At 53.5% G+C, this 13075-nt stretch carries 14 protein-coding genes; 6 read left to right on the top strand and 8 right to left on the bottom strand.

Annotation, left to right across the window (positions count from 1 at the left end):
• Positions 1 to 206: 206 nt before the first annotated feature.
• A complete protein-coding gene (locus tag EKM97_RS08910) occupies positions 207 to 968 on the top strand; it encodes a hypothetical protein (RefSeq protein WP_125572055.1) in 762 nt (253 codons plus the stop codon).
• 65 nt (positions 969 to 1033) lie between these two features.
• Here EKM97_RS08910 and EKM97_RS08905 read toward each other — a convergent pair whose 3' ends face one another.
• Together EKM97_RS08905 and EKM97_RS08900 are read right to left on the bottom strand one after the other, a co-directional pair.
• Positions 1034 to 1615, bottom strand: coding sequence for a VanZ family protein (locus tag EKM97_RS08905; RefSeq protein WP_125572054.1), 582 nt, complete (start codon positions 1613 to 1615; stop codon positions 1034 to 1036).
• Positions 1608 to 2021: a hypothetical protein gene (locus tag EKM97_RS08900; protein ID WP_125572053.1), complete on the bottom strand. Its 414-nt coding sequence runs from the start codon at positions 2019 to 2021 to the stop codon at positions 1608 to 1610. Before EKM97_RS08900 ends, EKM97_RS08905 begins: the two co-directional genes overlap by 8 nt.
• Before the next feature lie 581 nt (positions 2022 to 2602).
• On the opposite strand from EKM97_RS08900, the gene EKM97_RS08895 reads away from it, so the two are divergent.
• Both EKM97_RS08895 and EKM97_RS08890 read left to right on the top strand, forming a co-directional pair.
• Positions 2603 to 3928, top strand: a complete 1326-nt coding sequence (locus EKM97_RS08895) for a S1C family serine protease (protein WP_125572052.1) — start codon at positions 2603 to 2605, stop codon at positions 3926 to 3928.
• A gap of 666 nt (positions 3929 to 4594) precedes the next feature.
• Positions 4595 to 5017: an Hsp20/alpha crystallin family protein gene (locus EKM97_RS08890; RefSeq protein ID WP_125572051.1), complete on the top strand. Its 423-nt coding sequence runs from the start codon at positions 4595 to 4597 to the stop codon at positions 5015 to 5017.
• A 129-nt stretch (positions 5018 to 5146) separates the two neighbouring features.
• Here the strand turns inward: EKM97_RS08890 and EKM97_RS08885 are convergent, their stop codons facing one another.
• The 6 genes from EKM97_RS08885 to glpK all read right to left on the bottom strand — a co-directional run bounded on the left by EKM97_RS08885 (position 5147) and on the right by glpK (position 10448).
• The gene (locus EKM97_RS08885; RefSeq protein WP_125572050.1) at positions 5147 to 5923 is read right to left on the bottom strand and encodes a metal ABC transporter permease; all 777 of its coding nucleotides are present in this window, start codon (positions 5921 to 5923) and stop codon (positions 5147 to 5149) included.
• Complete coding sequence (locus tag EKM97_RS08880; protein WP_125572049.1) at positions 5910 to 6602, bottom strand: metal ABC transporter ATP-binding protein; 693 nt, start codon at positions 6600 to 6602, stop codon at positions 5910 to 5912. The genes EKM97_RS08885 and EKM97_RS08880 overlap by 14 nt, the downstream gene beginning before the upstream one ends.
• A 16-nt stretch (positions 6603 to 6618) precedes the next feature.
• Positions 6619 to 7083: a MarR family transcriptional regulator gene (locus tag EKM97_RS08875; RefSeq protein ID WP_125572048.1), complete on the bottom strand. Its 465-nt coding sequence runs from the start codon at positions 7081 to 7083 to the stop codon at positions 6619 to 6621.
• 2 nt (positions 7084 to 7085) lie between these two features.
• The gene (locus tag EKM97_RS08870; protein WP_125572047.1) at positions 7086 to 7985 is read right to left on the bottom strand and encodes a metal ABC transporter solute-binding protein, Zn/Mn family; all 900 of its coding nucleotides are present in this window, start codon (positions 7983 to 7985) and stop codon (positions 7086 to 7088) included.
• A 162-nt stretch (positions 7986 to 8147) separates the two neighbouring features.
• Positions 8148 to 8840: an EAL domain-containing protein gene (locus tag EKM97_RS08865; RefSeq protein WP_125572046.1), complete on the bottom strand. Its 693-nt coding sequence runs from the start codon at positions 8838 to 8840 to the stop codon at positions 8148 to 8150.
• A 129-nt stretch (positions 8841 to 8969) separates the two neighbouring features.
• Positions 8970 to 10448, bottom strand: a complete 1479-nt coding sequence (glpK, locus tag EKM97_RS08860; RefSeq protein WP_125572057.1) for a glycerol kinase GlpK — start codon at positions 10446 to 10448, stop codon at positions 8970 to 8972.
• A 270-nt stretch (positions 10449 to 10718) separates the two neighbouring features.
• Between glpK and purE the strand changes: the two genes are divergently transcribed.
• Genes purE through purC form a run of 3 tightly spaced genes read left to right on the top strand, consistent with a single transcriptional unit; the run spans position 10719 to position 13043 of the window.
• Positions 10719 to 11207 (top strand): 5-(carboxyamino)imidazole ribonucleotide mutase, encoded by a 489-nt coding sequence (gene purE, locus EKM97_RS08855; RefSeq protein WP_125572045.1) that lies wholly within the window; start codon positions 10719 to 10721, stop codon positions 11205 to 11207.
• Entirely contained in the window at positions 11200 to 12324 is a 1125-nt protein-coding gene (gene purK / locus EKM97_RS08850; protein ID WP_125572044.1) for a 5-(carboxyamino)imidazole ribonucleotide synthase, read from the top strand. Before purE ends, purK begins: the two co-directional genes overlap by 8 nt.
• Positions 12324 to 13043 (top strand): phosphoribosylaminoimidazolesuccinocarboxamide synthase, encoded by a 720-nt coding sequence (purC, locus tag EKM97_RS08845; protein WP_125572043.1) that lies wholly within the window; start codon positions 12324 to 12326, stop codon positions 13041 to 13043. The genes purK and purC overlap by 1 nt, the downstream gene beginning before the upstream one ends.
• The last annotated feature ends 32 nt before the right edge of the window (positions 13044 to 13075 follow it).

Raw genomic sequence — 13075 nt, 5'->3', positions numbered from 1 at the left:
GTGGTCATGGCGAATTTGGAAAATCTTCTCGCAGTTTTAAGTAGACCAATTTCGATTACTGCCAAAAAGAATAAGACTGCGGTGAAGATTGATTACAAAGTTATCGCGGATTTGCCTGAAAGTTAGGGCTAATTCACCAGCCACTATAATAGAAGCAGAGATTATGGTTATGTACGAAATAATAATTAGCATTGGGGCGATATAAGATGTCTGGGTTGTTGAAGTATTCAGATTTTGAAAACTGGCGTGAAGTTGATAACGTTGTCGCAATGGCCGAAAAAGATGTGATTAAGGACGTGCGGCGGCTGAGTCACGTGACCTACTGGGGTAACCGCGACAAGTTGAATGTGTTCAAAGAAGCACACCCAACGTTCTTTGAGACGAATTTTCGGACGCTGACTTACGATGAAGCCTGCAAGTTTTATGAAGAGCATAACGAAAGTGCTGTGAGTGAATACTTGGATCTGAACTTGATGCTGCGGGTAACCAAGCTGCTTTACCGGCGGAGTCAATTCGAAACCTTGCTGGATCGGGTCTTCTACGCAGTGAGCTATATTCAGTCATGGGGCTACGAATTGCGTAGCATTTACTTGTCACCAATTTCCGAAGCGGTTTTCCTGGGCGTTGAGGGCTCGCAGTTTGAGCGTTTCAGCCAGGAATTCGCGGATCAGGCCGACATGAGCCGGGTGAAGGAACCCAAATTTGGTCCGGAACTGCCTTTTGTCGTGCGGATTAGCACGAGTGGGGATATTCCTGGTATTCCTGAAGCCGGAATTCGTTACAGCAAGCCATTTGACGTGGACCTCGACGTGACCCGCTGGGTGCCAATGCCACCAGAACTGCTGATTTACCATGATCAGGATGGTAAGGAAATGCGTTCGTCCAGCCCTGCGGCGGCGAAGACGGCGCGGCAGGCGCGTGACGCCAAGAACACGGTGCTCCGCTACAAGCTGGGGCTTGCGCAGTAGTTATTGCGAATAAATGAAAGAACGACACTCCCTTTATTTTAGGAGTGTCGTTCTTTCGTTTATTCTTAGAGTTGAATCTGTTGAATTTCATTCGGAAAAAGTCTTGAGATGCAATAAAATGAAAACCAACCAATGATGCAGCCAGCGGTGTTGAGAAATAAATCGCTCATGTCGAAGATGCGATTACCCAGATAAAAGAAATTCATCGCTAACTGTGTTGACTCAATGGTTAACGATAGTAGCAATCCCGTAAATGTGATTTTGCCTAGCGAGCTAAATCTCTGCGATAGAATTGGCAACAAAAATCCTAAGGGAACTAGTAAAAGGATGTTACCGACAGATTGTAATAAGTCGTATTTTGCCCAAGCCAATGGTGATAGGTTGACGACGTTGGTTTGCATGCCGAATGGTAGGTTGTGGATGGCATTACTCGGTGTGAAAATGTTAATCGGAAACAGTGTGAGGCTAAATGTGCAACCGAGGTATATTAAAAATAGCAAGTAGACGACTTTGCGGGCAAATGGCCATTCTTTACGTGGGCCTATCGTTAGAAAAACTAATGTGCTAATGAATACCAAGGCAAGTAATGTCGACCCCTTTAAAAGGTATTCGGGAGCAAAGGCTTGACCACCAGGTAAATTAATCATGGATGGCTCCTCGAATTCGCTGAGTCGTATTCGCGTTGCCACCAAAGAAAATTAAGTAGTACTGACCTGAATCTATATTTGTTTTCGTGCCAAAGGTGTGTGACCCCACACTCGCACGGACGGTGCCGTACTCACTATCTAGGAATGTTTTGTTTCGGTAAAGTGTAACCTTACCGATTCCAGCCCCGCTCCTAGAGCTGATTTTCAAGGTTACTTTACGTTTGCTGGCAAAATGGTGCCAGATACCATTGCGTTTGCCACTAGAAATTCCGTGTCCTGAGCCATATGTTTTGTAAGACACGTTGACCGACTGATAATTTGTGGCGGCAAAAGCTAGGTTGGTTGTGGCTCCTAGCAGAGTAGTGAACATGATAATTGAAGTTAAGAACAGATTGCGTTGTTTCATTTTTCAATTCCTCCAAAGATTGTTTGCACCCGGATAGTTAAAAAAGTGACCGCCAGGCGCTAGCGAATAGAAACGAAATAGACAATGAACAAAAAAAGATGTTAACATTAAAAGCGAATAATTACAGTAAATTTATTTTTTAACTGCATAATTTATTTTGTACCGGGTTAACTATTTTCGCGACGAATTTGGCGAAAATAGGAAACTAATATTCAGATTTTTATTGAACTTTATGGTGCCTCTTATTGTGTATGTGACACCGTTGGTTGAATGAAATGCAGTTTGGAAGATGCGGATTGTAAGTACTCCACGGTTGCTACCAACATGTTTTTCTTTGTCAAACGCTAATATTTGGTAAAATTCGTGCTTCCAATGGTGAGGCCCAGGACGGTATGATTAAGATAGGCTTTAAGCGGGGAGTGTTACCGACATTATTCCCGTCTTTGTCATAATTTAGTCACATATTCCCGTTATTATAAAATCATCAAGATAACTGATAGAGAGGGGGACGGAGGGCCGTCTTGAGGTACTAGCGGCTGCGTAGACAGACGCGGAAACCTTTTGTCACAGCCCGATTCGTCATGGATAACGATAAGAATGGCTTCACGCAGGAACCAACACCAAACCCACAACCACAAAAGCCGAACAGTGGCTTGAAACAGACCGCGATTGTCACGATTGTTGCGGCGCTCGTAGGTGGTGGTGTCGGTGGGGGTGCAGTTTACTACGGCATGAACCACAATAGCACCGCAGGCCTCACGACAACCAGCAACACGTCCGGGACCACCAAGGTGTCCAACGTTTCCGTTAAGCAGTCTGATGCCAGCCAGAAGGCTTTTGCGAAGGTCTCCGGCGCGGTTGTCTCCGTGATTAACCTGCAAAAGCAGCAGAGCACCAGCGGCATGGACAGTATCTTCGGCTCTAGCAGTTCGGATAGCGCCGACAGCTCTAACTCCTCCAGCAGTTCTTCTGATCTGACCGAATACTCAGAAGGTTCTGGGGTGGTTTACAAGAAGGCAGACGGCTACGCGTACATCGTCACCAACAACCACGTGGTCTCTGGCTCTGACAAGCTGGAAGTTATTTTGGGCGACGGCACTAAGTTGACCGCTACCAAGGTGGGGACGGACTCCGTGACTGACCTGGCAGTACTCAAAATTAAGGCAGACAAGGTCAAGTCCGTTGCCACCTTCGGCGATTCCAGTGCCATTTCCGCCGGGCAGACGGTGCTGGCCATTGGCTCGCCGCTGGGCACGGCTTACGCGACCTCCGTTACTCAGGGGATTGTGTCTGCTAAGAGCCGGACGGTTGATACAACTGATGAAAACGGCCAGACCACAGGTCAAGCAACGGTTATCCAGACCGATGCCGCGATTAACAGTGGGAACTCTGGTGGTCCGCTGATTAACCTCGCCGGGCAGGTTATCGGGATTAACTCGATGAAGTTGTCTGGTTCCTCCAGCTCCTCCAGCGATGGCGCCAGCATTGAGGGGATGGGCTTCTCCATTCCAAGTAATGAAGTCGTTTCCATCATCAACCAGCTGGTTGCCAACGGGAAGGTTGTGCGCCCTGCGCTTGGCATTTCCGCTATCGACCTGGACCAGGTTTCCTCGGACCAGCAGTCATCCATTCTGAAGCTGCCTAGCACCGTTACCGGTGGGGTTGTGGTTGCCGGCTACACGACAACCAGCATCGCCAAGAAGGCGGGCATCAAGAAGTACGACGTGATTGTCGCCATCGATGGGACCAAGGTCAAGAACATGGCCGAACTGCACACCGAACTGTACAAGCACAGCGTCGGCGATACCGTGAAGGTGACCTACTACCACGGCAGCACGAAGAAGACCGTTTCAATCAAGCTGACCCAGACTACAGATCAGTTGCAAAGTAGTAGTAGTAGTAACTAGCAGTCGAAAAGGCGCTTAGTAACAAATAGTTAGCAAATTGGGAACAAAAACGACCGTTAAGTCGTTCTTGTTCCCTTTTTCTTAACCTTATTTAACAAAAATACGTTAATGTTCGAGATTCCCAGATACCCCTGGGGATTACCCGTGGGGACAAATAATATACAGCCTGTGGATAAGTCTGTGGATTGTGTTTATAAAGGCATTCGTGGAGTTATCCACCACGAATACAAAACTGTGGACAAAAATAATTTTGGTGAAAGTTAACGGCTGCAAGCGTTGGTATTACAGGCTTTTGACCCCGCTTACAAGGGCTTAACCGAATATTAAGAGCTTGTGGATAAGCGGAAATTTTGGAAAAAACCTTGCTTTTTGCTGCCACCAAATATGCCGCCGAACAGATGCTTCACCACAATATTTGGGTATAAGTCTGTGGACGGTGTGGATAAATAGTGGGGACAAGCTGTGGCCGTCTGTAGATTAGTGGGGATAGCAGCAACCTAGCGATTCAGCACCAAGATCGCTCAAAATTGGTATAGCTATAATATATATGCTTGAATTGATTAAATAATTAATTTGACCGTGATTTTGACTATTTGAGCCATTCTTATCATCGTCAGACTATACTTTAGGTGTTGATAGTCATGATTTGTGAAAGGACGGATGATGATGGTGAATAGCTTGGTTCCACACGGCGATTGGTTGGCTGATCCCTTCTTTGATCAGGTGGGTCGGCACATGCTTGGCGACGTTTTGCCGAGCAAGACCATGAAGACGGACATTAAGGAAACGGAGAAGGAATATCGTGTCAGCGTGGACGTTCCCGGCACCAAGAAGGAGAACGTCAAGTTGCACTACAGCGACGACCTGCTCGACGTGACGGTGCGCCAGAATAATTTCGAGGACCACACGGATAACAAGGGCAACTTGCTGATGAGTGAGCGTTCGGCCGGCCAGATGAGCCGCCAGTACCGCTTGCCGTACGTTGAGAAGGACAAAATTAAGGCGTCGCTCAAAGACGGCGTGCTTACAATCGTGCTACCAAAGCTGGCCGAGGGGCACGTTCTTGAAGGCGACATCCCGATTGATTAGCCAGAGGATGGATTAGAGTACTAAAAGCAAACAGCCACCAGTTCCCGATTTTAGGGAATTGGTGGCTGTTTTTGATGCGAGGTATGTGCAAAAAGCGTGCAATTGCGTTGCAGCCCTTGCAAGGCGACCTTACTTGCGCAAACTACTCAGATAGGCTGCCGCTTCGATGAGTGCCAGATAGACGCTCACCGGTAAATTGGTCCAGTAGGCAAGTAGTAGCGCGAGCCACATGCCGCCGAGAGCCAAACTGACAGCGATGATGAGCATCTGCCGCACTGTGCGGCCGCGCCGCAGCGCGACGCCGGCGGGTAAGGTCACGAGAATGAAGATGAGTAGGGCACCCACGGCCTGGGCACTGATGGCAACGACTGTGGCAATCAGGACGGTGAACGCCATGCCGAGCAGGCGAAAATGCGGCAGGGTGTACGCAGCAGTATCAGCGTCGAAGGCGTAGTGCTTGAGCGGTCGCAGGAGGGCGCCGCAGAGCAGCAAGATCACGCCGGATAGGCCAATGAGCAGGTGCGTGTCACCGCGCGTGAGGCTGAACACGGAACCAAACATGATACTCATGGCGCCGCTGCTACTTTTGCCGGACAAGGTGAGGAAGGCAACACCCAGGCCAATTGCAATCGCGCTGACGGCCGCGGTGATCATGTCGGTGCGCTTTTCTTTGGCTTCTAGTTGACCAATAGTGAGCGAGGAGACGGTGTTGAACAGCAGCATCCCAGCAAGTGGCGGCCAGCCGGCAAACAGGCCGAAGGCGGCGCCGGCAAAGCCGATTTCACTCAGGACGTGGGTCATAAAAGTCTCACCCTTGGCGACCGCGAAGACGCCGACGACCCCAGCAACGATGGCGACGGCGCTGCCGGCCAGGAACGCATTTTGCATGAATTCAAACTGCCACATGGTCGCCGCCCCCAATCGTTGCGTTCGTGAGTGCCGTAATCGGCGCGGCCGTGCCGCCGTCTGCCGTCAGCAGTAGATAATCGTCGGCATATTCGCGCACGAGCGGGATGTCGTGGCTAATCATGAGCACGCTCGCCTGGTGCTGGCGCTGATAGGTTTGGATGACCTGCATCATCTGCTTCTTGCTGACGGGATCCATGTTCGCGGTGGCTTCGTCCAAAATCAGCAGTTGGGGCTGCCGCAGCAGTGCCTGCGCCAGGTAGGCACGCTGGCGTTCACCGCCGCTAGCCGCAGCGATGCGGTTATCCGCGATTGAACTGAGCACGCAGGCCGCCAGTACTTCATCGAGTGCTTGTTTCTCCGCGGCAGTTAGCCACGGGCGCCAACCAGAATCGAAGCTGAGGGCCACAAAGGCGCGGATGCTGAGGCCGAATTGGGTGGCACTCGTCCGCCCTTGCGGCACGTAAGCGTAGCGCGGCTGCCCCTGCGGCCACAGCACTTGCCCGCCGCTTGGGCGCAGGCGGCCGAGGATAATCCGCACGAGGGTGGTTTTGCCCACGCCGTTTTCACCCAGCAGTGCGTGGGTTTTACCGGCGTGCAACTGCCAGTTGACGCCTTTGTACAGGGTGCGCTTGTCAAAAGTCATGCTGATATTTTGGAGCTCTAGGAGTGGCATCATGGCCTCCTTTCTAGTGTTACACGTGCAGACGACTGGTCATGACGGTGAGAAACTTGTCAATGGTATCGAGCTCAGCGGCGTCAAAGTCGGCGAGGACGTCCGCGTAGGCGGTGATGGTTTCCTGGTGTGCGGCGGCGTGCTTAGCTGCCAGCTGCACACCCATGGGGGTCAGCGTCCAGCGGTTGATGCGGGCGTCGTGTGCATCGGGGACGGGTGACAGCAGGACGGGGTCCGCGAGGCGCAGGCCGCGCATGGCCTTGGTGACGGCGGCAGGGCTGACGTCGAGTGCCGTGGCTAGTTCGCCATTGCTGAGGGGGCCAGACTGCGCGAGCAGCATCAGGACGTGGCCCTGAGTGCCGCCGATAGTGGCGTCTTCGCCATCAAGCAAAATTTCGCGCTGGTTTTCCGGCATCCGCCGTTTAACGGCATCGAGGAACGTGGCGACTTCGTGAGCGACGGTCAAATTAGTAATTGCAGACATAGTTAGTTTCCTTTCGTAGTTGACGCAGTGGCACGGATGACAGCGCGCAACTGCCGGCTTTGCCACTGAATGTAGTTCTCGCCATTGGGCATGGTTTCGGTGATGGTGACAATCGGTACCTTGTGTTTCTTAGCGTTCTGAATAGCGTTGCGGACGAGCTTACTGGAATTCTGCGGGTTGTTCACCACGAAGGCAACACTGCGTCGTGCTGTTGCGCGTTGCCAGGTACGCAGCTGCGCGGTGGTCGGGTCGTTACCTTCGTCAACCGCACGGGCAAAGCCGCCGTTAAGCTGCTTGGCACCCAGTGCGAGGAGGGTGTTGTCATAAACAGGTTCGGTTGCCATGTAACGCTTGCCTGCCAGTGCGGTTTGGGCACGCTTTTGCAGGGTGCTCAGGGCATTCAAATTAGTAAGGTAAGCGTCACGCCGCTTTTCAAAATACGCCCGGTGCTTAGGCGCCAATGTACTCAACTCCGTGCACAGCTTGCGGGCAAGTGTCGCCGCCATCGCTGGTTTGTACCAGAGGTGCTCGTTAGTGCCGTTTTGCCACTTGAGTAAGTGGGCGACCGTGATGCTTTTGGCGCTGGCATTTTGCTTGGCGTAATGCTGACTCCAGCTATCATAACCAGCACCGTTGCTGATGATGAGCTGGGCCCGCGCGTATTCCTTCGCGTTGGCCGCGCTAGGTTCGTAGTCGTGCGGATCAATTGATGCTTTATTAATGATACTGGTGACCTGGACGTGCTTGCCACCGACGGCCTTGGCAATATCGCCGTAGAAGTTCAGGCTGCTGACTACTTGGACCTTGTTGCGGGCGGTCTGCTGCGACTGACTGCAGGCGGCGAGGGTGAAAGCGAGTGTTAGTGAAAAGACTGCAATGAGGATGGCTTTAAAGTGACGCATGGGATCTCCTTTTGCTAAAAAACGGAAGTGACGATAAATGATTAACCGGTTAATTAACCAGTTAAGGATATGCCGGCACTTATTATTTGTCAACAGGCAAAATAAAAACCACGCGTGCGTCCTGCCATTGAGGATGTGTGCGTGGTTTCTGATGATTTGCGCTTAAGCGCCGGTAGCTACAGGTTCGCCTTGAATGGGCAATAGTTCCGGCCGTGCCAGGTAGTAACCTTGCACGATGTCACACGGGTACTGGTTGCGAACAACGTCGAGATCTTCGGCGTTCTCAATGCCCTCGATTGCGAGCGTTTTGTTTTTCTCGCGGGCTAGGGACCACCAGAAGGCGACCTTATCCTGAATTTCGCTAATGTGCGTGAAGGGGCGGAAGTTCTGCAAGGCGAACTTGTACTCGTCGATGTAAGCATCAACGTTCATGACGAATTCCGGCGTGTTGTCGCCGGTGCCCACGTCGTCGATGCAGACCAGCAAGCCGTGTTCGTGGAAGTTACGCGCTGCGGCGTACAAGGCGTCTTCGGAAACGTTCGGGTCAGTGCGCTCAGTTAATTCGGTGTAAATTTGGATCGGCGTTTGCGCCTGGACACGCGCCACGGCGTCGCAAAAGTCGGGGTCAATAAACTGAGACTGCTCAAGATTGAAGGATACGATTTTGATGTGCGTTGGCATCATCGCGATGGTACGTGAAAGTAAATCGGCAATTTCATCCGCAGTGCTGCTAGTGAAATCCGCTGGCAGAACCCACTTGTCGCCCTGGCGTTCACGCATGAACAATTCGTAACCAATGGGCGCCTTGTCTTCGGCGTTGAGGTCAAATTTGGCCTGACCATAAAATCTGAGCATCACACTGCACCTCCTTTTTGGGCGGCACTGTCATGTTACAACGTTCACTACCACCCTGATTATATATGTCCAGTTTACCCGAAAGCGTGCTAATACGCAATTTAAGAATTGATGGAATAATAACTATTTTTAGTTATGAAATGCCTGGGTAGCAGCCACTGCCCGCCGCCAACCGGCGTAGAGTGCGTCACTCTTTTCAGGCTTCATTTTGCTTGTAAAGCTGGTGCCGCTGCCTGTTATTGCGCGCAACTCATCCGTATTCTTCCAGAAGCCAATGGCCAGGCCGGCCATGAACGCGACCCCGCGCGCAGTCGTCTCCAGGATTGCCGCCCGTTCGATGGGTTTGTTCAAAATATCGGCTTGGAATTGCATCAAGTAATCGTTGCGCGCTGCGCCGCCGTCAACACGCAGACGTGGAATGGGGATGCCGGTGTCTGATTCCATCGTGGCTACCACGTCGCGAGTTTGGTAGGCCAGTGATTGCAAAGTGGCCTTAATGAAGTCATCGCGCGTCGTCCCGCGGGTGATGCCAAAGACCGCCCCGCGTGCATCAGGATCCCAGTAGGGTGCCCCCAAACCGGTGAAGGCAGGCACGACGTACACTTCGTCCTCACTCTTGCTGCGCTTGGCGGCCGCTTCGGAGTCGCTGGCGTGTTCCACGAGCTGCATGGCGTCGCGCAGCCACTGAATGGCAGAACCGGCAACGAAGACGGATCCCTCTAATGCGTAGTTAACCTTGCCGTCGATGCCGTAAGCGATGGTGGTGAGCAGGCGGTTATTGGACTTGATTGGCTTGGTGCCGGTGTTCATGACGATGAAGCTCCCGGTGCCGTAAGTGTTCTTGACCTCGCCATCGCTGAGCGCGAGTTGGCCGAACAGCGCGGCCTGCTGGTCCCCGGCGAGCCCGGCAATTGGTACCTGCGAGCCGTAGAAGTGGTAACTGGCGGTGTTGCCGTATACGCGGTCGTTCGGCCGCACCGTTGGCAGCATGATCTTGGGGATGTTCAGCAGTTGCAAAATGTCGTCGTCCCATTCCAGCGTGTGGATGTTGAACAGCGCCGTGCGGCTGGCGTTCGTGTAGTCGGTGACGTGAATGGCGCCGCCGGAGAGCTTCCAGGTCAGCCAGGTGTCGATGGTACCAAAGAGCAACTCGCCGCGTTCGGCGCGTTCCTGCGCCCCCGGCACTTGGTCGAGAATCCAGCGAATTTTGGTGGCCGAGAAGTAAGGGTCCAAGATCAGCCCCGTCTTGTCCTGAAACATCTGCCCGTACCCGTCTGCCTCGAGACGTTCGGCGATGTCCGTGGTCTGGCGGGACTGCCAAACGATGGCGTGGTAGATGGGCAGGCCGGTCTGCTTGTCCCAGATGACGGTGGTTTCCCGCTGGTTAGTAATCCCGATGGCCGCAACCTGGTTGGGGTGGATGCCGCTGCCGATGAAAATGTCGGCGATGGTGGCCTGCACGGCGTTCCAGATTTCGTTGGCGTCGTGTTCGACCCAACCGGGCTGCGGGAAGTGCTGGGTGAATTCGTGTTGCGCGTCCGCGATGGTCTTGCCCGCGTGGTCAAACACGATGGCGCGAGTACTGGTTGTGCCTTCATCGAGTGCCATGATGTATTTCTGCAAAGTAATGTCCTCCTGGCCGCGGGCAGGATGGTGCACCCGCGCGATTTAGTAGCGCTTACAACGATATTTTACACCGGCCGCGGGTAAAAACCTAGGTGTGAAGAGGCAGGCCTGGGCTTGCTTCCGAACGTTCGGCTTTAAGAGCCTAAACACGAACGATAATAATTGGTAACGTATGTAATGTTAAGAAAATAACTTGAAAGGGCAAAACACACGTGGTAGACTCAAGCCAACAAAACGAAAAGAGGAATCAGCATGACCAAGGTGGCAGTTGTGATGGGATCGACTTCGGATTGGCCAACGATGCAGGGGGCAGCGCAAACATTGCTAAAACTCGGCATCGCGCATGACAACAAGGTTATTTCGGCGCACCGGATGCCCGATGAACTCAGCACTTTTGCGAAGCATGCGCGCCAAAATGGCTACGACGTGATTATCGCGGGTGCCGGTGGTGCGGCGCACTTACCAGGGATGCTGGCGGCCAACACGACTGTCCCTGTCATCGGTGTTCCGGTTAAAACCCGAACATTAAACGGTGTCGACTCCTTACTCTCGATTGTGCAGATGCCCAGCGGCGTTCCAGTCGGTACGGTGGCCGTTGGTGATGCCGGAGCGACGAACGCGGCGTTGTACGCCGCCGAAATGCTCGCGATTCGCGACGACGCGCTTGTTCAGAAGTTGCAGACTTACCGCCAGGCGCAAACGCAGCGCGCAATCGAAAGTGAGGCCAAGCTCGATGACTGAGGAAATTTTGCCGCCCGCAACGATTGGCATCGTGGGCGGTGGCCAGTTGGGCCGCATGATTGCCATCGCGGCCAAAGCGATGGGCTATCGCGTCGGGACCCTAGAACCCACACCAGATTCGCCGACCGGGCAGGTGGCTGATTTTCAGATTACCGCACCTTATGAGGACCGTGCGGCGATTATGGAACTGGCGCGGCGCAGCGATGTGCTCACCTATGAGTTTGAGAACGTGGATCTCGATGCGCTTGAAGAGGCTGCGACCGTTTGCGCCGTACCGCAGGGAACCGAACTGCTCGCCATCAGCCGCGACCGCATTCGGGAGAAAAGCTTCCTGAAGTCGCTGGGAGTGCCGGTGACGGCATTTGCCGGTGTCAGTGACGGCGCGGAGCTGGCCGACGCCATTGGCAGCATCGGTTACCCCAGCATCCTCAAGACAACCACTGGCGGCTACGATGGACACGGCCAGCAGGATTTGAATTCACCAGCTGACCTGGCTGCGGCAGCTCAGTTGTTGCAGCACGGACCCTGCATTTTGGAGCAGCGGCAGGCGTTTACCCGCGAGCTTTCCGTGATGGTAACCCGCGCGGCCGACGGCACTGTGCGCGTGTTCCCAACCGTCGAGAACCGGCACCAGCAGCACATTTTGCACACGACGATCGCGCCGGCGCCGAACCTGGCGCCGCAGCTAGACGCACAGATTAAGTCGCTGGCGACCAAAATTGCCACGGCACTCGAATTGCGCGGAGTTTTGGGCATCGAGATGTTTGCGACCGCGGATGGCATCCTGGTGAACGAACTGGCACCGCGGCCGCATAATTCCGGCCACTATAGCATTGAGGCCTGCAATGTTTCCCAATTCGCTGCCCACGTGCTCAGTATTTGCGGCCTGCCCATTCCGCCAATTCGGCTGGAAGAGCGCGCGGTGATGCGCAACCTGCTCGGTGCTGATTTACCGAACGCCCTGGCGCAGTGGCACCAGCACCCTGAGTGGCACGTGCATGATTACGGCAAGGCGGCAGTGCGACCGGGCCGGAAGATGGGGCACATCACGGTGACAAGCAACGATGCCAACGAAGATTTACTGACGGCGGTTGAATTAACCGCAAAGGAGAACTGATGACTGAGAAAACAGATCTGTTGTACCAGGGTAAGGCCAAGAGCGTGTACGCAACTGATGACCCTGAGTTGCTCTGGGTAGTTTACAAGGACCAGGCGACCGCGTTGAACGGCAAACGCAAGGAACAGATTCCCGGCAAGGGCCGCCTGAACCTGCAGATTTCTACCTTACTGTTTAAAGAAATCACGGCCGCGGGCGTACCGACGCATTATGTGAGCGACCCCGACGCCGACAGCATGCTGTGCAAGCGCGCAACGATGCTGCCGCTGGAGGCAGTGCTCCGCAACTACGCGTCCGGTCATTTTGTGACGAAGTTTCACGTGGAACAAATGCAGCATTTTGTCCCCGCGATTCACGAGTATTACTACAAGTCCGACGCGCTCGATGATCCCTTTATCAACGACGACCAAATTATCGCGCTGGACATCGCCGACGCGGCGACCTTGGCCAAGGTGCGCAGCCTCACCGACACGGTGAACGACTGGCTGACTGCCCGGTTCGCAAAATGTGGCATCACGCTCGTTGATTTCAAATTGGAATTTGGGTTTCTCGCCGATGGTAGTCTGGTGCTGGCCGATGAGTTGTCCCCTGATAACTTCCGCCTGGTTGACCAGACGAGCGGTGAATCGCTTGATAAAGACGTGTTCCGCAAGCACGAAGGCGAATTGACCCCCGTATACGCCGAAGTGCTTAGTCGTTTGCAGCAAAGTGCCCAGTAGTCATTAAACCCACTCAGTCGGAGGAGAAAAAC

The organism is Lacticaseibacillus songhuajiangensis, from assembly GCF_003946025.1.
In the GTDB taxonomy this organism is placed as follows: domain Bacteria; phylum Bacillota; class Bacilli; order Lactobacillales; family Lactobacillaceae; genus Lacticaseibacillus; species Lacticaseibacillus songhuajiangensis.
The sequence above is the reverse complement of the archived record's forward strand: the minus strand, read 5'-3'. Positions and strand labels throughout refer to the sequence as shown.

What these genes read in the sequence shown, in the direction of transcription:
- EKM97_RS08880 (WP_125572049.1), bottom strand. Translation starts at nt 6,602, where the DNA reads ATGATGCCACTCCTAGAGCTCCAAAATATCAGCATGACTTTTGACAAG.
- EKM97_RS08865 (WP_125572046.1), bottom strand. Translation starts at nt 8,840, where the DNA reads ATGCTCAGATTTTATGGTCAGGCCAAATTTGACCTCAACGCCGAAGAC.
- EKM97_RS08905 (WP_125572054.1), bottom strand. Translation starts at nt 1,615, where the DNA reads ATGATTAATTTACCTGGTGGTCAAGCCTTTGCTCCCGAATACCTTTTA.
- glpK (WP_125572057.1), bottom strand. Translation starts at nt 10,448, where the DNA reads ATGGCACTCGATGAAGGCACAACCAGTACTCGCGCCATCGTGTTTGAC.
- EKM97_RS08890 (WP_125572051.1), top strand. Translation starts at nt 4,595, where the DNA reads ATGGTGAATAGCTTGGTTCCACACGGCGATTGGTTGGCTGATCCCTTC.
- EKM97_RS08895 (WP_125572052.1), top strand. Translation starts at nt 2,603, where the DNA reads ATGGATAACGATAAGAATGGCTTCACGCAGGAACCAACACCAAACCCA.
- EKM97_RS08885 (WP_125572050.1), bottom strand. Translation starts at nt 5,923, where the DNA reads ATGTGGCAGTTTGAATTCATGCAAAATGCGTTCCTGGCCGGCAGCGCC.
- purC (WP_125572043.1), top strand. Translation starts at nt 12,324, where the DNA reads ATGACTGAGAAAACAGATCTGTTGTACCAGGGTAAGGCCAAGAGCGTG.
- purK (WP_125572044.1), top strand. Translation starts at nt 11,200, where the DNA reads ATGACTGAGGAAATTTTGCCGCCCGCAACGATTGGCATCGTGGGCGGT.
- EKM97_RS08910 (WP_125572055.1), top strand. Translation starts at nt 207, where the DNA reads ATGTCTGGGTTGTTGAAGTATTCAGATTTTGAAAACTGGCGTGAAGTT.
- EKM97_RS08900 (WP_125572053.1), bottom strand. Translation starts at nt 2,021, where the DNA reads ATGAAACAACGCAATCTGTTCTTAACTTCAATTATCATGTTCACTACT.
- purE (WP_125572045.1), top strand. Translation starts at nt 10,719, where the DNA reads ATGACCAAGGTGGCAGTTGTGATGGGATCGACTTCGGATTGGCCAACG.
- EKM97_RS08875 (WP_125572048.1), bottom strand. Translation starts at nt 7,083, where the DNA reads ATGTCTGCAATTACTAATTTGACCGTCGCTCACGAAGTCGCCACGTTC.
- EKM97_RS08870 (WP_125572047.1), bottom strand. Translation starts at nt 7,985, where the DNA reads ATGCGTCACTTTAAAGCCATCCTCATTGCAGTCTTTTCACTAACACTC.